A 19,008-nucleotide genomic window follows, 5' to 3' on the forward strand; every position below is an offset into this window, starting at 1 on the left:
GCGCTCCCCCACCGATCGCCGCTGCCGGACCACCCGATTGCCTGTAATTTCTTGCTGTATGGAGAACGTCGAACAGCACGCGGCCCGAGCCACCTCGGCCGCCCCCGCCGCACCGTCAGGTCCCGTGTTCGTACCGGCGCTCGACATGGTTCCCGCACACCGCCCGAAGATCGAGCACTTCAACATCGCCGAGCGCACCAACACCGACCCCAAGGGATACGTCCGCCCCGTCGAGCACTACCGACTCGAGCCCTGGGGGCTCTACATGGCGCGGACGGCGGATCACCCCACCTTCCACTACCTGGAGTCATGGCTGATTCCGGATCTGGGGATCAGGGCGTCGATCTTCCATTTCCACCCATATCACCAGCGTGATCAGGACCGCTACATCGACATCGGCGATTTCACGTCCGGCCCGGACGTGTGGAAGTCGGAGGACCACTATCTGGACCTCGTCGTCCGCACCGGCCGGGAAACCGAACTCCTCGACGTCGACGAATTGATCTCGGCCACCGCGCACGGTCTGATCTCGACCGGCACCGCCGACCGCGCCGTCCAGAAGGCCATGCGCGCGGTCGACGGGATCGCCGCCCACGGGCACGACATGGACGCGTGGCTGGCGTCGAAGGGGATGCCGGTCTCGTGGCGCTGACGCGGCCCGGTCAGCCCCGTTCCGACCAACCGCTCCGCTCGGCCCACTCGCAGGCCCGCTGGTAGCCGAGATCGAACCACGGCGCGAGCGCCGCGGCATAGGTCACGGTGGCCTCGCCCGTGTGCGCGTCGGCGGCGGCCCAGCGGACCGCAACCCTCTTGGCCTCGAGGAATTCGGCCCGAGCAGCGGCGTCGGCGCGCAGCCAGTCGCGCAGCAGGAGCGCGAAGCGCTGGCCCGGCCAGCCGTCGACGCGCAGGCTGATCTCCACGGGCCTGCCGGGATCGGCGCCGCCGTGGGTGCGCTTGTCCCACAGCGCCGGGTCGGCCTCGCCGCCGACGCCGTACGCCGGCTTCGGCTCGTCGCGATTCGCATCGACGATGGGCGGAAAACCGGCCGCAGCGAGTGGTTCGGCCAGCGCATCCGCGGTGGCGAGATCGGGAACGGTGATCTGCACGTCGATCAGATCGCGCGCATCCAGACCCGGGACCGCGGTGGAGCCCACATGGTCGATGCGCACCGCACGATCGCCGCACACCGCTCGCAGTCGCGCGACCAGGCGCTCGCCCTGCGCCGCCCACTCCGGATCGGCTGGCCGCACGATCGGCGGCACCGCCACCACCGTCCGCGTGCGCACGTTCGCCTCGAACGGCGCCAGACGGTCCGCGTACAGCGCGCGAACCTGCGCGTCGATCAGTTCCGGGGCGCCGCTGTTGTCGAGCCAGACATCGGCGGCCGCACGACGCTGATCGTCGGTCGCCTGCGCCGCGATCCGGGCGCGCGCATCCGCCTCCGGCATGCCGCGCAACTCGACGAGCCGGCGCACGCGCTCGACCTCGTCGACGTACACGATGACGACCAGGTTGAACGCCGGTCCCATCCGCCCCTCGACGAGCAGCGGGATGTCCTGCACGACGATGCCGTCGGCGGGCGCGCCGTCGACGAGTTCCGCGGTGCGGGCACCGATACGAGGATGCAGGATCGAGTTCAAGAGCAGTCGCGACTCGTCACTGCCGAACGCCCGCTCAGCCAACACCGGGCGGTTCAGCGAGCCGTCGGGATGCAGGACGCCGTCGCCGAAGGCGTCGACGAGGGCCGCGAGCCCCGGGGTTCCCGGTTCGACGACCTCCCGCGCGATCAGGTCCGCGTCGACGATCACCGCACCCAACTCCGCGAGGACCTTCGACACGGTCGATTTACCGGCTCCGATGCCTCCGGTGAGGCCCACTCTCAACACGCCGACCAGTGTCGCACTAAACACGCCGAAGATCATCAAGCGGCCAAATGTCGTGGTTCCACGACCTGGTCGGATAGCCTTCAATCAGCCGTCCGACCAGCCGATTCGCGATCCGAGTAGGAGAAGCTCATGCGCAGCAATCCCACCCGTCCCGGTCGGCACCGTCTCGGCATGGACAACGGCGTCCACGCCATCCTCATCCCCGAGGTGGCCACTGCACTCGCGGAACACCGCCGCAACTGGTTCACCAGTGTGCTCACGCCCGCCCGCCACAGCKTCGCCTCGATCCGGAAGCGCACGGCGACCATGCCGACCCGATGGGTGCCTGCCGCGGCGAACTGACCGCCCGCGTACGACACACACTGTGGCCCGATCCGACTCGGATCGGGCCACAGTCGTATGCCCGGACGCACCCAGCGCGGGAACACCGCATACACGAAAGACCCCGGCCCTGTGGGGCCGGGGTCTTTCGGTAGATCAAGCCTGAGTGATCAGGCCGCTGTCATCAGGCGTTGCCCGACAGCTTCTCGCGCAGCGCGGCGAGCTGTGCATCGCTGGCCAGCGAGCCACCAGCGGACTCGGTGGACGCAGCAGCACCCTCGTCGGAGCCCGACTCGGAGGAGTAGTTGGTGCCGGAAGCGCCGGCAGCAGCCTCGGCAGCCTCGTCGGCAGCCATCTTCTCCATCTGAGCGGTGTGCATCTTGTGGCGACGCTCAGCCTCGGCGTAGCGGGACTCCCACTCCTCACGCTGCTTGTCGAAGCCCTCGAGCCATTCGTTGGTCTCGGGATCGAAGCCCTCGGGGAAGATGTAATTGCCCTGCTCGTCGTACGAGTCGGCCATGCCGTACTTGGACGGATCGAACTCGGCGTTGTAATCCTCGTTCGCCTGCTTCAGCGACAGCGAGATGCGGCGACGCTCCAGGTCGATGTCGATGACCTTGACGAGCGCATCGTCGCCGACGCCGACAACCTGGTCCGGAACCTCCACGTGGCGCTCGGCCAGCTCGGAGATGTGCACCAGGCCCTCGATGCCCTCCTCGACGCGAACGAACGCGCCGAACGGAACCAGCTTGGTGACCTTGCCGGGCACGATCTGGCCGATGGCGTGGGTGCGGGCGAACTGACGCCACGGATCTTCCTGGGTCGCCTTCAGCGACAGGGAGACGCGCTCGCGGTCCAGGTCGACGTCGAGAACCTCGACGGTGACCTCGTTGCCGACCTCGACAACCTCGGACGGGTGGTCGATGTGCTTCCAGGACAGCTCGGAGACGTGAACCAGGCCGTCGACGCCACCCAGGTCCACGAAGGCACCGAAGTTGACGATGGAGGATACGACGCCCTTGCGGACCTGGCCCTTCTGGAGCTGGTGCAGGAACTCGCTGCGGACCTCGGACTGGGTCTGCTCGAGCCATGCGCGACGCGACAGGACCACGTTGTTGCGGTTCTTGTCGAGCTCGATGATCTTGGCCTCGATCTCCTTGCCGACGTACGGCTGCAGATCGCGGACACGACGCATCTCGACGAGCGACGCGGGCAGGAAGCCGCGGAGACCGATGTCGAGGATGAGGCCACCCTTGACGACCTCGATGACGGTGCCCTTGACGGCCTCGTCCTTCTCCTTGAGCTCCTCGATGGTGCCCCAGGCACGCTCGTACTGAGCGCGCTTCTTCGACAGGATCAGTCGACCTTCCTTGTCCTCCTTGGTGAGGACCAGGGCTTCGACCTCATCGCCCACGGAGACGACCTCATTGGGGTCGACGTCGTGCTTGATGGAGAGCTCGCGGGAAGGGATGACACCTTCGGTCTTGTAACCGATGTCGAGCAGGACCTCGTCGCGGTCGACCTTGACGATGGTGCCTTCGACGATGTCGCCATCGTTGAAGTACTTGATCGTTGCGTCGATGGCGGCGAGGAAGTCCTCGGCGGAGCCGATGTCGTTGACGGCTACCTGCGGCGARGTCACGGTGTTGGAGGGCATGTGTTGAGTTGCTCCGGACGGGTTGATAGTCGGTTGATGGTGTTCTGTCAGACAGGTGGACCGGCATGCCGTAGATTCCGGCGAGCGCCGAAATCGACCCGACTTCCAGTCCCCCACGAGGCTCCTGCGCCAACCCGTCCGGTCAATCCTGCAACCGGCCGGGCGTGCGCCGAAGACACTCGCGAGCAACAGGGTACGCGACCTCGAGCTAGCTGGGCAAACTCTCACATCACCCGGCCGATTCACCTGGCGGTTCGGCGCGGAGAGCCGGTCTCTACCCTTGATACCCATGTCCGACGATCGCCATGCCGCCGCAATTTCCACTCTCGGTACCAGCGGAGTGAGCCGCACCCGGATCGGCACCGAGGCCAGTGAACGCGCGAGCCGCGCGTGGTGGGACGCCGACGCCGACGACTACCACCGCACCCACGGCGAGTTCCTCGGTGTCGACTCCGCTGCCGGTGAGTTCATGTGGTGTCCGGAGGGCCTGCACGAAGGCGATGTGCACCTGCTCGGCGACGTGGCCGGCAAGCGGATCCTCGAGGTCGGCTGCGGCTCGGCGCCGTGCTCGCGTTGGCTGGCCGGCCAGGGCGCGGACGTCGTCGGGCTCGACATCTCGATGGGCATGCTCGCGCGCGGCGTCGCCGCGATGGAACAGGGTGGCCCGTCCGTTCCGCTGATCCAGGCGGGCGCCGAGTCCCTGCCGTTCCGTGACGCCACTTTCGACATCGCGTGCTCTGCGTTCGGTGCGGTGCCGTTCGTCGCGGACTCGGCGCGGGTGATGTCCGAGGTGGCGCGGGTGTTGCGTCCGGGCGGTCTGTGGGTGTTTGCGGTGAACCACCCGATCCGCTGGATCTTCCCCGACGATCCGGGTCCGCGCGGGCTCACCGCCGCGCTTCCCTACTTCGATCGCACACCGTATGTGGAGGTCGACGACGAGGGCGTGCCCACGTACGTCGAGCATCACCGCACGATCGGCGACCGGGTCCGCGAGGCCGTGGCCGCCGGACTCGCGGTACGCGACATCGTCGAACCCGAGTGGCCCGAGTGGCTCGACCGGGAGTGGGGTCAGTGGAGCCCCCTGCGCGGCCAACTGTTCCCCGGCACGGCGATCTTCGTCACCCGCAAACCGAACTGAGGGCCCCGCTCACAGCAGCTTGGACAGGAACGCCTTGGTGCGTTCCTGTTGCGGGTTCGCCAGCAGCCGCCTCGGATCGCCCGCCTCGACCACCACCCCGCCGTCCATGAACACCAACTGGTCGGCGACCTCGCGGGCGAACCCCATCTCGTGGGTGACGACGACCATCGTCATGCCGTCGTTCGCGAGCTGCTTCATGACCCCGAGCACCTCACCTACGAGTTCGGGATCGAGGGCCGACGTGGGCTCGTCGAACAGCATGAGCTTGGGGTCCATCGCGAGCGCCCGCGCGATGGCGACGCGCTGTTGCTGSCCGCCCGACAGCTGCGCCGGGTACGCGTCCGCCTTCTCCGCGAGCCCCACCTGGTCGAGCAGGTCGCGAGCGCGTTGGATCGCCTTGGCCCGGGGCACCTTCTTCACCTGCATGGGCGCCTCGATGATGTTCTCGAGGGCGGTGCGGTGCGGAAACAGGTTGAAGTGCTGGAACACCATCCCGATGTCACGGCGCTGGCGGGAGGCCGCACGGGCGCTCAGTTCGTACAGTTTGTCGCCGCGTTCGGAGTACCCGACCAGCTCGCCGTCGACGTACAGCCGGCCGGCGTTGACCCGTTCGAGGTGGTTGATACAGCGCAGGAACGTGGACTTGCCGGATCCCGACGGGCCGATCAGACACAGGACCTGACCCCGTTCGATCTCGAGCGAGACACCGCGCAGCACCTGGAGGGCGCCGAAGTTCTTGCAGACACGGTCGGCCTGCACCATCGGAGTGGTCGATGTCATTTGCGCTCGCCTCCCGGGGTGTCCGGCAGCGTGTCCGCGTCCGGCGTGACCGTCACCGGGCGCCCCTGCGCGTCGGCGAGAGCCTGCAACTGCCCAGCGGTGAGGGTTCGCGAGGCGCCCTTCGAGTAGTACCGCTCGAGATAGAACTGCCCGACCATGAGGATGCTCGTGATCGCCAGGTACCACGTGGACGCGACCAGCAAGAGTGGCACCGGGTAGAAGTTAGCGCCGGAGATGTCCCGGGCACGGCCGTACAGTTCACCGCTGTAGGGCACGGCCACGACGAGCGACGTGGTCTTGAGCATGCTGATCAGCTCGTTCCCCGTCGGCGGGATGATGACGCGCATCGCCTGCGGCAGCACAGTGCGGCGCATGGTCTGCGCCCACGACATGCCGAGCGCAGTCGATGCCTCGGTCTGGCCTTCACTCACCGACCCGACACCCGCCCGGACGATCTCGGCCATGTACGCGGCCTCGTTGAGGGCCAGGCCGATCACCGCGAACGTGAAGGCCGCTTCGAGCGTCTTGATGTCGATGTGCACGAACTGGGGCCCGAACGGGACGCCGAGATCGATCGTCTGGTAGATGACCGGGAACAACCCCCACAGCACCAACTGGACATAGACGGGCGTTCCGCGGAACACCCACAGATACACCCAGGCCGCGGATCGTAGGACGGGGTTGGGCGACAGCCGCATCACGGCGAGGAGTACGCCGAGCACGATCGCGATCGCCATCGCCAGCACCGTGAGCTGAATCGTCTTCCATGCGGCTGCGGTGATCCTCTTGTCGAAGAGGTACTGGCCGTAGACGTCCCAGTGGAATGCTTCGTTGGTGGCGGCGCCGTAGACGAACAGCCCGAGCAGCCCCAGCACCACGATCGCCCCGACCCAGCGCCAGGGATGCCGCAGCGGGACCGCCTTGATCGGCTCCGGTTCGGAGGCCGCCACGTCCGGTGGCCGGCTCTCGTTGGCTGGCATGGCTGTTCCCTCTCCCGTGCTCACTGCGTTGCGCCGTTGATGACCGACGTTTCGATGATTCCCGCTTCGACTCCCCACGCTTCGGCGATCGCGCGGTACTGGCCACCATCGATGAGGTACTGCACTGCCTGCTGCAGGACGGGCCCGAGGGGCGACCCCTTCGCGATCACCCACCCGTAGGGGCTCGCGTCGTATATGCCACCGGCAGTCACGAGGCGCCCGTTGCTGCGCTTGATCGCGTACGCGGTCACCGGCGAGTCGGCCGACAGGGCATCGACGCGGCCGAGGATCAACGCATTCGCGGCATCGTCCTGGCTGTCGTACTTGATCTTCCGGATCGGCGGTTTGCCGGCGGCGACACACGCCTCGCTCTTGGCCGGAACTTCCTCGATGTCCTCGATGGTGGTCGTCTGCACGCCCACACGCAGCCCGCAGGCATTGTCGGGGTCGACGTCGTCGCCCGCCCGTTGCACCCACTGCACGCCGGCGCTGTAGTAGGTGACGAAGTCCACGGACTTCTCGCGTTCGAGGGTGTCGGTGAACGACGACATGCCGACGTCCAGAGTTCCGGCCTGCACGGCGGGGATGATCTTGTCGAAGTCGGTCTCCTTGACGTCGAGGGTCAGTCCGAGAACCGCTCCGACAGCCTCGAGGAGATCAACGTCGAATCCGACGATCGTCCCGTTCTCGTCCTTGAACTCGTTGGGCGCGTACGGCGGATTGCTACCGACCCGGAGGCGCCCGGACGCGGCGATCGCGGGAGGCAACTGATCGGCGATCGCGTCGACACGCTGGACCTCGATCGGCGGCAGCACCGGAACGAGCCCCTCGTTGTTCGTCACGCAGCCCGTGGCCGTCATCGCAATCGACACCAGCAACGCCCCGACGACAATCCGGAACGACCGTGTTCGCCGACCGCCGGTCGCGGCGGCCACTCGTCCGAACATCGGTCATTCCTCCCATCTCCGGCCGTTGGACCCCGAAACCCTACTGGCTCGATACCCCCGGGCGGAAGTTGATCATGGTCATCGCCGAATCACCCGAGCGATCACCGATTCCGTGAACTCACTCGTCGACGCCAGCCCACCCATATCCGCCGTGGCCACGCCCGCTTCCACGGTGCGTTCGACGGCGTTGCGGATCCTCGCCGACGCGGCGGACAAGCCCTTGTCGTGTCCGGCGGATGCCAGCCAGTCGAGGAGCATCGCCGCGGACAAGAACAAGGCGGTCGGGTTCGCACGGTTGCGGCCGGCGATGTCCGGGGCGGCTCCGTGTGCGGCCTGCGCCATGGCCTTCGATCCGGACGCGTTGATCGACGCCGCTGTGCCGAGCGATCCCGCCAACTCCGCGGCCAGGTCCGACAGGATGTCCCCGAACATGTTCTCGGTGACGATGACGTCGTACTCCTCGCCGCAGCGCACCAGATACGCGGCCATCGCATCGACGTGCTCGTCGTCTACCCGGACGTCCGGATAGTGCTCGCCCACCTCCCGGCAGACGTCCCGGAACAGGCCGGTGGTGGTCGAGAGCACGTTGGCCTTGTGTACCACCGTGACTCGCTTGCGTCGGCGGCGCGCGAGATCGAAGGCGGCGTGCGCGATCCGTTCGCACGCCTGCCGGGTGACCACCGCGACCGCCATCGCGACGTCCGGGGTGGGCATGAACTCGCCGCTGCCGGCGAACATGTTCCGGTCGGCGTAGAAGCCTTCGGTGTTCTCCCGGACGATGACGAGATCCATGTGTGGCGACACCGCTCGCACACCTGGCAGTGCGCGCGACGGTCGGATGTTCGCGTAGAGGTCGAACCGTTTGCGGATCATCCCGCCGGGGGTCAACTGCATCTGGAACGGATCGGGATACGACGCGCTGTCGTGCGGGCCGAGGATCCACGAATCGAGGTCGGCGAGCGCGACGAGGGTGCTCTCGGGTGTCGGCGACCCGTGGGTGGCGATCGCGTCGTGGCCGATCGGGAGCGGCACCCACTCCACCTCGGCAAGCCCCACCGCAGCCACTGCAGCGTCGACGACGTCCCGGGTGGCCGGCACGATTTCGCGTCCGATTCCGTCGCCCTGCAACAGACCGATCCGCGGTTTCGGCAAATCTCCTGTACGCGCGCTCCCCATCAGGCAATCATTACTCACGATGGTCCAGTCCGTGGAGTTGCTTCTCGACCGGGATATCGACGCGACCGTACGAGCCGAATGGCGTCGACTGTCGTCGGCACGTCTGCCGAGCCAGGACCGCATCACCGCCGAATCCAATCGGCCGCACGTCACGCTCGGCGTCGCGCACCATGTTCCCCCCGACGTCGAGGTCGCACTGGTTCGCGAGCTGCCGTCGGCCCCGCTGTCCCTGCGCCTGGGCGGTGTCGTGGTGTTCGGTGGGCGCCGGCTCACCCTCGCCCGACTGGTGGTGCCCACCACCGAGCTACTGACCCTACAGCGGATCGTCTACGAACTGATGGTCGACTGCGAGGGCGTGCCGTCGCACATCGTTCCGGGCGAGTGGACCCCGCACGTGACGCTGTCGCGCCGGATCCAGGCCATGGATCTCGGCACTGCGATCGTGGTGACGAGGGCCGGAGCCCGTGACGTCGTCGGCAGGTCGGACGGCATCAGGCGGTGGGATTCGGATGCCAAACGTGAGTGGCTGATCACACGGCGCCCCTGATGCGACGCCGCATGCGATCTCGCGCTTTCCGCATACGGAAGAATTCGCGGGACGGGAGCGTTGAACGGGCCAACGGACCGATCATCCTGACGACTCCCCGACGACTTCCCCGAAAGGACCCCTGTGGCTACCCAGACTCTGACCCAGCAGAACTTCAAGCAGATCGTCGACGACAACGACATCGTCCTCGTCGACTTCTGGGCTTCGTGGTGCGGACCGTGCCGCTCCTTCGCCCCCACCTTCGAGGCCTCCTCGGAGCAGCACGCGGACGTCGTCCACGGCAAGGTCGACACCGAGGCGGAGCAGGAATTCGCTGCTGGTGCGGGGATCCGTTCGATCCCGACCATCATGGCGTTCCGCGAGGGTGTGCTGGTGTTCAACCAGGCAGGCGCGCTGCCCCCAGCCGCGCTCGAAGACCTGATCACCCAGGTCAAGGCCCTCGATATGGACGAGGTCCGCAAGCAGATCGCCGCTCAGGCGCCGTCCGGTAACTGACCGACGCCTGACGCAGCAACCTCTGGGACGCCGACCGGCTCACGTCAGTGCGCCGCGGCGTCCCAGCTTCGTCCGGTGCCGACCGACACCTCGAGCGGCACAGACAGTTCGATGGCCGAGGCCATCTTCTCCCGCACCAACTGCTCCACGCGCTCGCGCTCGCCCGTGGCGACCTCGAGGACGAGTTCGTCGTGCACCTGCAGCAGCATCCGCGACGCGAGCCCGGCGTCCTGCAGCGAACGCTGGACGTCGATCATCGCCACCTTGATGATGTCGGCGGCCGTGCCCTGGATCGGCGCGTTGAGTGCGGCCCGCTCGGCCACCTCACGGCGCTGACGGTTGTCGCTGTTGAGATCGGGCAGGTAACGCCGACGCCCGAACAGCGTCTCGGTGTAGCCGACCTTGCGGGCCTGCTCGACCACCTCGTGCAGGTAGTCGCGCACGCCACCGAACCGCGCGAAGTACGCGTCCATCTGCTGCTTGGCCTCGTCGGTGGAGATCTTGAGCTGCGCGGCGAGGCCGAAGGCGCTCAAACCGTACGCCAGCCCGTACGACATCGCCTTGACCCGTCGACGCAGTTCCGGCGTGACCTCCTCGATGGGCACACCGAACGCCCGGGAGCCGACGAAACTGTGCAGGTCCTCCCCCGTGTTGAATGCCTCGATCAGGCTCTCGTCGCGCGACAGGTGCGCCATGATGCGCATCTCGATCTGGCTGTAGTCGGCGGTGAGCAGTGTCTCGAAGCCGTCGCCGACGACGAAGCCGTCGCGGATCTGCCGTCCCGCGTCGGTCCGGACGGGGATGTTCTGCAGGTTGGGTTCCGTCGACGACAGTCGACCGGTCGCGGCCACGGTCTGGTTGAACGTGGTGTGGATCCGACCGTCGTCCGCGACCGTCTTGAGCAGTCCGTCGACGGTGACCTTGAGCCGCGTCGCGTCCCGGTGCGCGAGCAGGTGCTCGAGGAACGGGTGCTGGGTCTTCTCGAACAGCGACTGCAGCGCGTCGGCGTCGGTGGTGTAGCCGGTCTTGGTCTTCTTGGTCTTCGGCATCTCGAGCTCGTCGAAGAGCACCACCTGGAGCTGCTTGGGCGAGCCCAGGTTGATCTGCTTGCCGATCACCTCGTACGCCGCGTCGGCCGCCTCCGCGACCCGGGCCGCGAACGTGCTCTGCAGGTCGTGCAGGTGACCGGAGTCGACGGCGATGCCCGTCGCCTCCAGCTGCGCCAGCACCGCGAGCAGCGGCAGCTCCATGTCGGCCAGCAGTCCCGTGCCCTCGATGTCCGCGAGTTCGGTGTCCAACGCCGCGGCCAGGTCGACCACCGCGCGAGCACGGAGAATCTCGCCTTCGGCCTGTTCGGCATCCGCTGCCTCTTCGTCGTCGAGCAGCGAAAGCTGTTGCTGCCCCGACTCTTCCACGCGAAGCTCCCGCTTGAGGTAGCGCAGGGACAGGTCGTCGAGGTTGAAGCTGCGCTGCCCGGGACGAACCAGGTAGGCGGCGAGTGCGGTGTCACTGGTCAGTCCGGCAAGGGTCCAGCCGCGCCCCCACAGGGCGTGCATCGCCCGCTTCGCCTCGTGCAGCGCCTTGGGCTGCGCCGGGTCCGCCAGCCATGCCACGAGCGCCGCCTCGTCCTCGGGCGTCACCGTGGCGGCCGGGATGTAGGCACCCTCACCGTCGGACGCCGCGATCGCGATCGCGGTGACGTCTCCGCCGTAGGGGGTTCCCGCGCCGACGACGGACAGCCCGTGCCGCTCGCCGGTCGACGCGTGGTCCGCGATCCAGCCGGCCACCTCACCGGGTGTCAGGGCGCGCCCGCGCACCTCGAAGCCCTCCTCGGCCTCCGGTTCCGCGGACGACAGGGTCGCGAAGAGTCGGTCGCGCAACACCTTGAACTCGAGGTCGTCGAACAGCGCATGGATGCGTTCGCGGTCCCACGGCGCCAGCGACAACTGGTCCGGCGTGTACGGCAGCGCCACGTCGCGCACCATCTCGGTGAGCTGGCGGTTGAGGACGACGCTGGGCAGGTTCGCCCGCAGCGACTCGCCCACCTTGCCCTTCACCTGGTCCACCTGGTTGACGAGGTTCTCGAACGATCCGTACTCGCGGATCCACTTGGCGGCGGTCTTCTCGCCTACCCCGGGGATACCGGGGAGGTTGTCACTCGGGTCGCCGCGCAGCGCCGCGTAGTCCGGGTACTGCTGCGGTGTGAGCCCGTACTTGTCCTCGACCGCCTCGGGGGTGAAGCGGGTGAGGTCCGAGACGCCCTTGCGCGGGTAGAGGACGGTGACGTCGTCGGTCACCAGCTGCAGCGCATCCCGGTCGCCGGTCACGACCAGCACCCGGTAGCCGAGCGCGGTGGCCTGCGTCGTGAGCGTCGCGATGATGTCGTCGGCCTCGTAGCCCTCGATCGCCATCACGGGAATGCCCATCGCGCCGAGGACGTCCTTGGTGACCTCGACCTGGCCCTTGAACTCGTCCGGGGTCTTGCTGCGGTTCGCCTTGTACTCGGGGAACGCCTCCGCGCGGAAGGTCTGCCGGGAGACGTCGAATGCGGCCGCAACGTGCGTCGGCTGCTCGTCGCGCAGCAGATTGATCAGCATCGACGTGAACCCGTAGACCGCGTTGGTGGTCTGGCCGCTCTGCGTCTTGAAGTTCTCGGCGGGTAGCGCGAAGAAGGCGCGGTAGGCGAGCGAGTGCCCGTCGAGCAACAGCAGCGTCGGCCGCTCCGAGCCGGACGCGTCAGGAGTAGCAGAGACGGTGGACGAGGACGTGGATGCGGGGCTCACGGTTGACCAGTCTAGGGAGCCGGACCGACAGCCACGCCCTTCCTCCCCGCGCGTCGCCCGATGCGCGGGGTCACAGCGGGCTCAATCGCCCGCGGCGTCGGCTCCCAGCGTGTCGACGACCACCTCGGCCACGGCCTTCATCGTCGTCCGACGATCCATGGCCGCGCGCTGGATCCATTTGAATGCCTCGGGCTCGGAGAGCCCCTGTGACTGCATCAGCATGCCCTTGGCGCGCTCGATGACCTTGCGGGTCTCGAGCCGGTCCGAGAGGTTGGCAACCTCGCGTTCGAGCAACGAGATCTCCGTGAATCGGCTCGCCGCCAACTCGACCGCCGGCACCAGGTCCGCCTTCGAGAACGGCTTGACGAGGTACGCCATCGCGCCCGCATCGCGCGCCCGCTCGACCAACTCCCGCTGACTGAATGCGGTCAGGATCACAACGGGGGCAATTCGTTTGGCGGCGATCTCCGATGCCGCATCGATCCCGTCGCGGCGCGGCATCTTCACGTCCATGATCACCAGATCCGGCCGCAACTCCTCTGCCAACTCGACTGCACGCTGACCGTCGCCGGCCTCACCGACGACGTCGTAGCCCTCTTCGCGAAGCATCTCGACCAGGTCGAGCCTGATCAACGCCTCGTCTTCCGCCACCACCACACGCCGCGGCTGTCGTTCGGTGGCCTGCGTGGCGGGAGCGTTCATAGTCACCAATCTCCTCCAGTCGGCGCCCACGGATCGGGGCGCGAACGATTCGAGGGTACCGGTGGTTTGACTGGGGCCCGTGATCTTCTAGAGTAGGAACCCGCAAGACGCCCTCGTATCCCAATTGGCAGAGGAAACGGATTCAAAACCCGTGCAGTGTGAGTTCGAGTCTCACCGAGGGCACCAAGATCGAGCGCTCCGAGTGCTGCGCACCAGCTTCACATCCCGGACCCGGTCATCGACCGGCCCGGGGCCAACCAGACCGGTATGTCGTTCGGTCATCGTCGCGGAATGCCGAGGGGCTCAAGGACCGACGTGATGTCCGTGCAGAGGGTGCTCGACGGCGACTCAGAACAGTGAACCGGGGCGAGAGAACTCGGCGTTCGTACGCAGGCCTTCGGCATGYTGCCCGGGCGAGGCACCGAACAGTCGGCGGTACTCACGATTGAACTGCGAAGGGCTGTCGTAGCCGACGACATGCCCGACTCCTGCGACGTCACCGGGGTGCGCGACAAGCATCGAGCGGGCCTGCTGCAGCCGAATCCGTTTCTGGAACTGCAAGGGGCTCATGGACGTGACTGCCCGGAAGTGTCGGTGAAACGTCGATGCACTCATATTCGACAGCCGCGCGAGGTCCTCGATCCGCATCGGCTCGGCGTAGTTGTCACGGATCCAGCGGATTGCGCGGCTGATGTGCGACACATCGCTGTCGGCCAGCCCGATCTGGCGGAGCGTGTCCCCGTACGGACCGGCGAGGAGCCGCCACAGGATCTCTCGCTCGATCAGCGGGGCGAGCACGGGCACGTCCGCGGGATGATCGAGTAGTCGCAGCATCCGGGCAACCGCGTCGAGCAGATCGGCATCCGCCTCGCCGGTTGTGATCGCCGGCTGGCCGCCCGCGCCGCGGGACCACCGTTCGGTGGGGGCCTGTAGTACCAGTGCGGCGACGGCTTCCGGGCGCAGCACCAACCCCACGGCCAACGACGGCGCGCCTTCGTCGATGTCGATGTAGTGGCCGGTGACGGGCAAGGCGGCGGTGACGACCAGGCATTCCCCCGCCCGGTATTCGTAGACGTGGCCGCCGACCAGGAGTCGCTTTCCGCCCTGGGCCATGACCACCAGCAGCGGCTCGGTCAGCGAATATTCCGGCGTGGCCGAGTCGAGGGTCACCGTCGACAGCAACAGCCCGTCGATCGGCGTCCGCATATCCGGCCTCGCGTGGGCCGCGATGCGGCCACGGATCTCGTCCAGTAGGTCGGCTGTCGTGCGCACAGTTCACGTAAGCATCCGCGCCGCGGTCCGGCAATCCGATCGGGGCGTTGTCGAGAGGATCGTGCAACGCCGCGCGTGAATCGGTCTACCCCCTCCCAGCGCTTCGCGTTTCGATGGGAATGCACGTTCCGACACGGACAAGGAGCAGATCATGGGGCTCGATCAGTACGTCACCCTCGGCCGTTCGGGGCTGCGGGTCAGCCCGTTCGCCCTCGGTGCGATGACCTTCGGCGAGGACGCCGGCGGAGCCGGCTGCAGCGTCGAGGAATCCGAGAAGATCCTCGCCACCTACCTGGACCTCGGCGGGAACTTCATCGACACCGCCAACTTCTACACCAACGGCCACTCGGAGAAGATTCTCGGGGACTTCTTCGCCCACCAGCGCGGTCGTCGCGAGCGCGTGGTGCTGGCATCGAAGTTCTTCGCGAACCTCTTCCCCGGCGACCCGAACGGCGGCGGCGCGGGGCGCGCGTCGATCATTGCCCAGCTCGACGAGACCCTTCGCCGTCTCCGCACCGACTATCTCGACCTGTACTGGTTGCACAATTGGGACCGCCACACACCGATCGAGGAAACCCTGCGCACTCTCGACGACCTGGTCCGCGCCGGCAAGATCCGCTACATCGGGTTCTCCAACAACCCGGCCTGGGTGACCGCTCGGGCCCAGACCACGGCACTGTTGCGGGGGTGGACCCCGTTGATCGCGCTGCAGTTCGAGTACTCGCTGCTGGCTCGCACGGTCGAGGGCGAAGTCGCACCCCTCGCTCTCGATCAGGGCATGGCACTGGTGCCGTGGAGCCCGCTGCGGAACGGGTTCCTGTCCGGCAAGTATCGACGCGGCACCGAGGTCACCGACTCCGCCCGCGCCGCGTTCGTCGGCGGGCCAAGCGACGCCGAGTTCGTGGTGATCGACGCCGTCGCCGCGATCGCCGACGACCTCGGCACCACCTCGGCGGCCGTGGCACTGGCCTGGTTGCGGGCCCGGTCCGGGACCGTCGTCCCGATCCTCGGCGCCCGGCGAGTGGAACACCTCACGAACAACGTCGCCGGCCTGGAAGTGGCCCTCGGCCCCGACCACCTCCGCATGCCCGACGAAGTGTCGGCCCCGACCCTGAACTACCCGGCGCCGATGAACGGCGACACGCGGGCGATGCTCCAGTTCGCGGGCACCACCGTGGACGGCGAATCATCCACCGTGTACCCACCGCTGCTGCAGAGCGATGTCCGGTACTGACCGGGCTGACGGAGGGCCGACCGATACCGACCCTGGGCCCCGCACGACCGGGTCACGCCGACTCGGCCAGGGAGTCGAGAATGGCCCGGTAGTGCAGGTGCGCCATGAAATGGCCGCCAGTCCCGATGTTCAGGGTGGACTTGGGGATTCGGGTGGCCAGTTCCGTCGGCCATTCCTTGGGGATGAGCCGGTCCGCGTCGCCCCACCACACGTCGACCGGCACCTGGAGTTCCTCCGGCGAGAACCCCCACGGGCGCGCCCACGCCCGGTAGTCCTCGACCACGCCGGCAGGGATGCGCAGCCCTTCACCGGCCATTGCGGCGAACGCCTGCAGTTCGCCGTGGACGATCTCGGCGTCGGCGGGCGCGAGGGTCCGGGCGGAGATCCGCGCGAACTGTTTGGGCATGGACCATGCCAGCACCGACAGGGAGCGGAACCACGCGGCGGCCAGTGACGGACATCGTTGGGACATCCGGGTGCACCATCGATCCATCGGCGTCAAGCGCGCGAAGGTGCCGTCCTCGGTCAGCGGCAGTGCGCCCGCGACTATCGCCACCCGGTTGATTCGCGACGCCAACGCGTATCCGAGTGCCGCTGCGTACTGACCACCCATCGACCAGCCGAGCACCGCCATCCGTTCGATCCCGAGGTGGTCGGCCAACTCCTCCACGTCCGCGGCCCAGTCGAGGACTGTGCGTCCGGGGCGGGGATCCGAGAGGCCGATCCCGGGCCGATCCGGTGAGATGAGCCGGATCCCGGCGGCCTCGGCGACGGGCGCGGCCCCTCGTATGTCGAGGCGGCACGACAATCCACCGTGGGCACTGACCACGACGAAGCCGTCTGCGGGTCCGTAGTCGGCGAATCCCATCGACCGACCATCTCGCAGACTGATCACCCGATCCTCAGGCCTGACAGTCACTCTGGGCACAGCGCACCTCCGACGAGTCGGAATCACGATAACGGTCGGTTGCCCAACAGTGACGGACTTCGACACTGCGAGTTCGCGGCCGTGTCGGCCCAGGCCAGGCGGCTGCTGAGCCGGCTTGCTCCGACACGCCCGGAGCTGGTGTCGCCTTTGGTCGTTTGTTCGGATTCGATCGGTCGATCCGCGCTTCCCGAGTCCCACTGGACGGACGCCCCCCGGGATCCGACCGTCCCACGCACCGCCGATCCGGGCCGCCGTCCGGTGGATGGGACGGCACATCGGGAATCAGTTAACTCATGCCATACTGCAACCCGTTCCAACGCCGGTCGCCGACCAGACCGGCCGATCAGGCTCGACAAGCAGATGAGGTTTGCATGAGCGACACCGCCACACCGGCCGTAGAGGGCTGGTTCACCACCGGGCCGGAGCCGGCCCTGATCGGCACCAAGTGCCGGTCCTGCGGCACGATCTCCTTCCCGCGGGAGACCACGTTCTGCAAGAACCCGGCCTGCTCCGGCGAGGAGTTCGACGATGTCGAGCTGTCGCGCCGCGGCACGGTGTGGTCGTACACCGATGCGCAGTACAAGCCGCCGGCCCCGTACATCGCGAACACCGATCCGTACGTGCCGTTCGCGCTCGCAGCGGTCGAGCTGCCCGAGGGCCTCGTCGTGCTCGGCCAGGTGGCCGACGGCTACGGCGTCGCGGACCTCAAGGTGGGCAACCCCGTCGAACTGGTCATCGAGACCCTCTACACCGACGAGACGGGCGACCGTAGCATCTGGCGCTGGAAGCCGGTCGCTGCAGCAGAGAACGGGGCACAGGCATGAGCACCAACAATGATGTGGCCGTCCTCGGCGTCGGTATGCACGCGTGGGGCAAGTGGGGCCACTCGTTCGTCAAGTACGGTGTCGCCGCCGCCCGCGCGGCCCTCGCCGACTCGGGCGTGGACTGGCAGGACGTCGACCTCATCGTCGGCGGCGAGACGGTCCGCAACGGCTACGGCGGCTATGTCGCCGGCGCCACCTTCGCGCAGGCCCTCGGATGGAACGGCGCGCGCGTCGCGACGTCGTACGCCGCATGCGCCACCGGCGCTCAGGCACTCGACACCGCCCGCGCCCGGATCCTGGCCGGACTCTCCGACGTCGCACTGGTCGTCGGCGCCGACACGACGCCCAAGGGCTTCCTGGCTCCGGTCGCCGGCGAGCGCTGGGACGATCCGGACTGGCTCCGCTTCCGCCTGATGGGCATGACCAACCCGGCGTACTTCGCGCTCAATGCGCGTCGGCGCATCGACCTGTACGGCGCCACCCCCGAGGACTTCGCCGCCGTCAAGGTCAAGAACGCCAAGCACGGCCTGAACAACCCGAACGCGCGCTACCGCAAGGAAGTTTCGGCGGCCGACGTGCTGGCCTCGCCGGTGGTCGCGGACCCGTTGCACCTGCTCGACATCTGCGCCACGTCCGACGGCGGCGCCGCCATCATCCTGACGTCCATGGAGTACGCCCGCAAGAAGGGCATCGTGGATCCCGTTCGGATCAAGGCAATTTCGACCGTCACGCCGACGTTCCCGCAGACGATCATGGACATGCCGAACTTCTCCACCGAGTCGGCGTCCGCGGTGCCCRCACCCGAGCGCACGTTCAAGGAGTCGATCGGCGACGCGGCCTACGAGGAGGCCGGCATCTCCCCCGAGGACGTCGACGTCGCCGAGGTCTACGACCTCGCCACGTCGGTCGAGCTCGACTGGATCGAGGACCTGGGACTGTGCAAGCGCGGCGAGGCCGAGCACCTGTTGCGTGCCGGTGACACCACGATCGGTGGCCGCATCCCGGTCAACCCGTCCGGTGGTCTCGCCTGCTTCGGCGAAGCCGTTCCGGCACAGGCACTCGCGCAGGTCTGCGAGCTCACCTGGCAGCTCCGCGGCCAGGCCGAGGGCCGCCAGGTGGAGGGTGCTCGCGTGGGTATCACCGCCAATCAGGGCCTGTTCGGGCACGGCTCGTCGGTGATCGTCTCCGTCTGACGGACATTCAGCGACATCGAGCGCCCCTCTCCCACCGTGAACTGACCCCCGGGAGTTGGACTGAGAAATCAGTTCAGACTCCCGGGGGTCAGTGTTTTGGATAGACGAAGTTCGCTGACGCAAGAGCAGCGCATCGCAGCAGTAG

At 67.6% G+C, this 19,008-nt stretch carries 18 protein-coding genes and 1 tRNA gene; 9 read left to right on the forward strand and 10 right to left on the reverse strand.

Translation table 11 applies throughout. The features are described from left to right. The first annotated feature begins 145 nt into the window (after positions 1–145). Positions 146–652 (forward strand): DUF402 domain-containing protein, encoded by a 507-nt coding sequence (locus tag AB4Z09_RS16775; RefSeq protein WP_442240234.1) that lies wholly within the window; start codon positions 146–148, stop codon positions 650–652. 10 nt (positions 653–662) lie between these two features. Here AB4Z09_RS16775 and coaE read toward each other — a convergent pair whose 3' ends face one another. Then, positions 663–1,886, reverse strand: a complete 1,224-nt coding sequence (gene coaE, locus AB4Z09_RS16780) for a dephospho-CoA kinase (protein WP_217487222.1) — start codon at positions 1,884–1,886, stop codon at positions 663–665. A 129-nt stretch (positions 1,887–2,015) separates the two neighbouring features. Here coaE and AB4Z09_RS16785 point away from each other — a divergent pair, with 129 nt between their 5' ends. Beyond that, on the forward strand, positions 2,016–2,228 hold the full coding sequence (locus AB4Z09_RS16785; RefSeq protein WP_442240224.1) for a hypothetical protein: 213 nt from the start codon (positions 2,016–2,018) through the stop codon (positions 2,226–2,228). Between the two features lie 163 nt (positions 2,229–2,391). Here the strand turns inward: AB4Z09_RS16785 and rpsA are convergent, their stop codons facing one another. Continuing rightward, complete coding sequence (gene rpsA, locus AB4Z09_RS16790; RefSeq protein WP_013416161.1) at positions 2,392–3,864, reverse strand: 30S ribosomal protein S1; 1,473 nt, start codon at positions 3,862–3,864, stop codon at positions 2,392–2,394. 289 nt (positions 3,865–4,153) lie between these two features. On the opposite strand from rpsA, the gene AB4Z09_RS16795 reads away from it, so the two are divergent. After that, positions 4,154–5,002, forward strand: coding sequence for a class I SAM-dependent methyltransferase (locus AB4Z09_RS16795; RefSeq protein WP_174910567.1), 849 nt, complete (start codon positions 4,154–4,156; stop codon positions 5,000–5,002). Between the two features lie 9 nt (positions 5,003–5,011). Here the strand turns inward: AB4Z09_RS16795 and AB4Z09_RS16800 are convergent, their stop codons facing one another. From AB4Z09_RS16800 to AB4Z09_RS16815, 4 genes are all read right to left on the reverse strand, one after another. Further along, on the reverse strand, positions 5,012–5,782 hold the full coding sequence (locus tag AB4Z09_RS16800) for an amino acid ABC transporter ATP-binding protein (protein ID WP_442240225.1): 771 nt from the start codon (positions 5,780–5,782) through the stop codon (positions 5,012–5,014). Beyond that, complete coding sequence (locus tag AB4Z09_RS16805) at positions 5,779–6,762, reverse strand: amino acid ABC transporter permease (protein WP_114722883.1); 984 nt, start codon at positions 6,760–6,762, stop codon at positions 5,779–5,781. The genes AB4Z09_RS16800 and AB4Z09_RS16805 overlap by 4 nt, the downstream gene beginning before the upstream one ends. Positions 6,763–6,782: 20 nt before the next feature. Then, positions 6,783–7,622 (reverse strand): ABC transporter substrate-binding protein, encoded by an 840-nt coding sequence (locus AB4Z09_RS16810; protein ID WP_442240235.1) that lies wholly within the window; start codon positions 7,620–7,622, stop codon positions 6,783–6,785. Between the two features lie 165 nt (positions 7,623–7,787). Beyond that, positions 7,788–8,885, reverse strand: coding sequence for an isocitrate/isopropylmalate dehydrogenase family protein (locus tag AB4Z09_RS16815; protein WP_442240226.1), 1,098 nt, complete (start codon positions 8,883–8,885; stop codon positions 7,788–7,790). A 19-nt stretch (positions 8,886–8,904) separates the two neighbouring features. Between AB4Z09_RS16815 and AB4Z09_RS16820 the strand changes: the two genes are divergently transcribed. Then, complete coding sequence (locus tag AB4Z09_RS16820; RefSeq protein WP_442240227.1) at positions 8,905–9,432, forward strand: 2'-5' RNA ligase family protein; 528 nt, start codon at positions 8,905–8,907, stop codon at positions 9,430–9,432. Between the two features lie 123 nt (positions 9,433–9,555). Further along, complete coding sequence (trxA, locus tag AB4Z09_RS16825) at positions 9,556–9,927, forward strand: thioredoxin (RefSeq protein ID WP_114722830.1); 372 nt, start codon at positions 9,556–9,558, stop codon at positions 9,925–9,927. A 44-nt stretch (positions 9,928–9,971) separates the two neighbouring features. On the opposite strand, the gene polA is transcribed toward trxA, so the two are convergent. Next, positions 9,972–12,710 (reverse strand): DNA polymerase I, encoded by a 2,739-nt coding sequence (gene polA / locus AB4Z09_RS16830; RefSeq protein WP_174910580.1) that lies wholly within the window; start codon positions 12,708–12,710, stop codon positions 9,972–9,974. A gap of 81 nt (positions 12,711–12,791) precedes the next feature. Beyond that, positions 12,792–13,412, reverse strand: coding sequence for an ANTAR domain-containing response regulator (locus AB4Z09_RS16835; protein WP_114722828.1), 621 nt, complete (start codon positions 13,410–13,412; stop codon positions 12,792–12,794). Positions 13,413–13,521: 109 nt separating this feature from the next. On the opposite strand from AB4Z09_RS16835, the gene AB4Z09_RS16840 reads away from it, so the two are divergent. After that, positions 13,522–13,598, forward strand: a tRNA-Leu gene (locus AB4Z09_RS16840). Between the two features lie 162 nt (positions 13,599–13,760). Here the strand turns inward: AB4Z09_RS16840 and AB4Z09_RS16845 are convergent. Next, positions 13,761–14,684, reverse strand: a complete 924-nt coding sequence (locus tag AB4Z09_RS16845) for an AraC family transcriptional regulator (RefSeq protein ID WP_442240228.1) — start codon at positions 14,682–14,684, stop codon at positions 13,761–13,763. 151 nt (positions 14,685–14,835) lie between these two features. On the opposite strand from AB4Z09_RS16845, the gene AB4Z09_RS16850 reads away from it, so the two are divergent. Next, positions 14,836–15,918 (forward strand): aldo/keto reductase, encoded by a 1,083-nt coding sequence (locus AB4Z09_RS16850; protein WP_442240229.1) that lies wholly within the window; start codon positions 14,836–14,838, stop codon positions 15,916–15,918. Positions 15,919–15,970: 52 nt separating this feature from the next. On the opposite strand, the gene AB4Z09_RS16855 is transcribed toward AB4Z09_RS16850, so the two are convergent. After that, the gene (locus AB4Z09_RS16855; protein ID WP_442240230.1) at positions 15,971–16,786 is read right to left on the reverse strand and encodes an alpha/beta fold hydrolase; all 816 of its coding nucleotides are present in this window, start codon (positions 16,784–16,786) and stop codon (positions 15,971–15,973) included. Between the two features lie 431 nt (positions 16,787–17,217). On the opposite strand from AB4Z09_RS16855, the gene AB4Z09_RS16860 reads away from it, so the two are divergent. After that, positions 17,218–17,670, forward strand: a complete 453-nt coding sequence (locus AB4Z09_RS16860) for a Zn-ribbon domain-containing OB-fold protein (protein WP_114722824.1) — start codon at positions 17,218–17,220, stop codon at positions 17,668–17,670. Beyond that, positions 17,667–18,863: a lipid-transfer protein gene (locus tag AB4Z09_RS16865; protein ID WP_442240231.1), complete on the forward strand. Its 1,197-nt coding sequence runs from the start codon at positions 17,667–17,669 to the stop codon at positions 18,861–18,863. Before AB4Z09_RS16860 ends, AB4Z09_RS16865 begins: the two co-directional genes overlap by 4 nt. Positions 18,864–19,008: the final 145 nt, after the last annotated feature.

Origin of the sequence: Rhodococcus sp. TAF43 (assembly GCF_052113525.1) — a bacterium.
Classification (GTDB): domain Bacteria; phylum Actinomycetota; class Actinomycetes; order Mycobacteriales; family Mycobacteriaceae; genus Prescottella.

What these genes read in the sequence shown, in the direction of transcription:
- AB4Z09_RS16775 (WP_442240234.1), top strand. Translation starts at nt 146, where the DNA reads ATGGTTCCCGCACACCGCCCGAAGATCGAGCACTTCAACATCGCCGAG.
- AB4Z09_RS16795 (WP_174910567.1), top strand. Translation starts at nt 4,154, where the DNA reads ATGTCCGACGATCGCCATGCCGCCGCAATTTCCACTCTCGGTACCAGC.
- AB4Z09_RS16805 (WP_114722883.1), bottom strand. Translation starts at nt 6,762, where the DNA reads ATGCCAGCCAACGAGAGCCGGCCACCGGACGTGGCGGCCTCCGAACCG.
- AB4Z09_RS16810 (WP_442240235.1), bottom strand. Translation starts at nt 7,622, where the DNA reads ATGACGGCCACGGGCTGCGTGACGAACAACGAGGGGCTCGTTCCGGTG.
- AB4Z09_RS16815 (WP_442240226.1), bottom strand. Translation starts at nt 8,885, where the DNA reads ATGGGGAGCGCGCGTACAGGAGATTTGCCGAAACCGCGGATCGGTCTG.
- AB4Z09_RS16820 (WP_442240227.1), top strand. Translation starts at nt 8,905, where the DNA reads ATGGTCCAGTCCGTGGAGTTGCTTCTCGACCGGGATATCGACGCGACC.
- AB4Z09_RS16835 (WP_114722828.1), bottom strand. Translation starts at nt 13,412, where the DNA reads ATGAACGCTCCCGCCACGCAGGCCACCGAACGACAGCCGCGGCGTGTG.
- AB4Z09_RS16850 (WP_442240229.1), top strand. Translation starts at nt 14,836, where the DNA reads ATGGGGCTCGATCAGTACGTCACCCTCGGCCGTTCGGGGCTGCGGGTC.
- AB4Z09_RS16855 (WP_442240230.1), bottom strand. Translation starts at nt 16,786, where the DNA reads ATGGGATTCGCCGACTACGGACCCGCAGACGGCTTCGTCGTGGTCAGT.
- AB4Z09_RS16860 (WP_114722824.1), top strand. Translation starts at nt 17,218, where the DNA reads ATGAGCGACACCGCCACACCGGCCGTAGAGGGCTGGTTCACCACCGGG.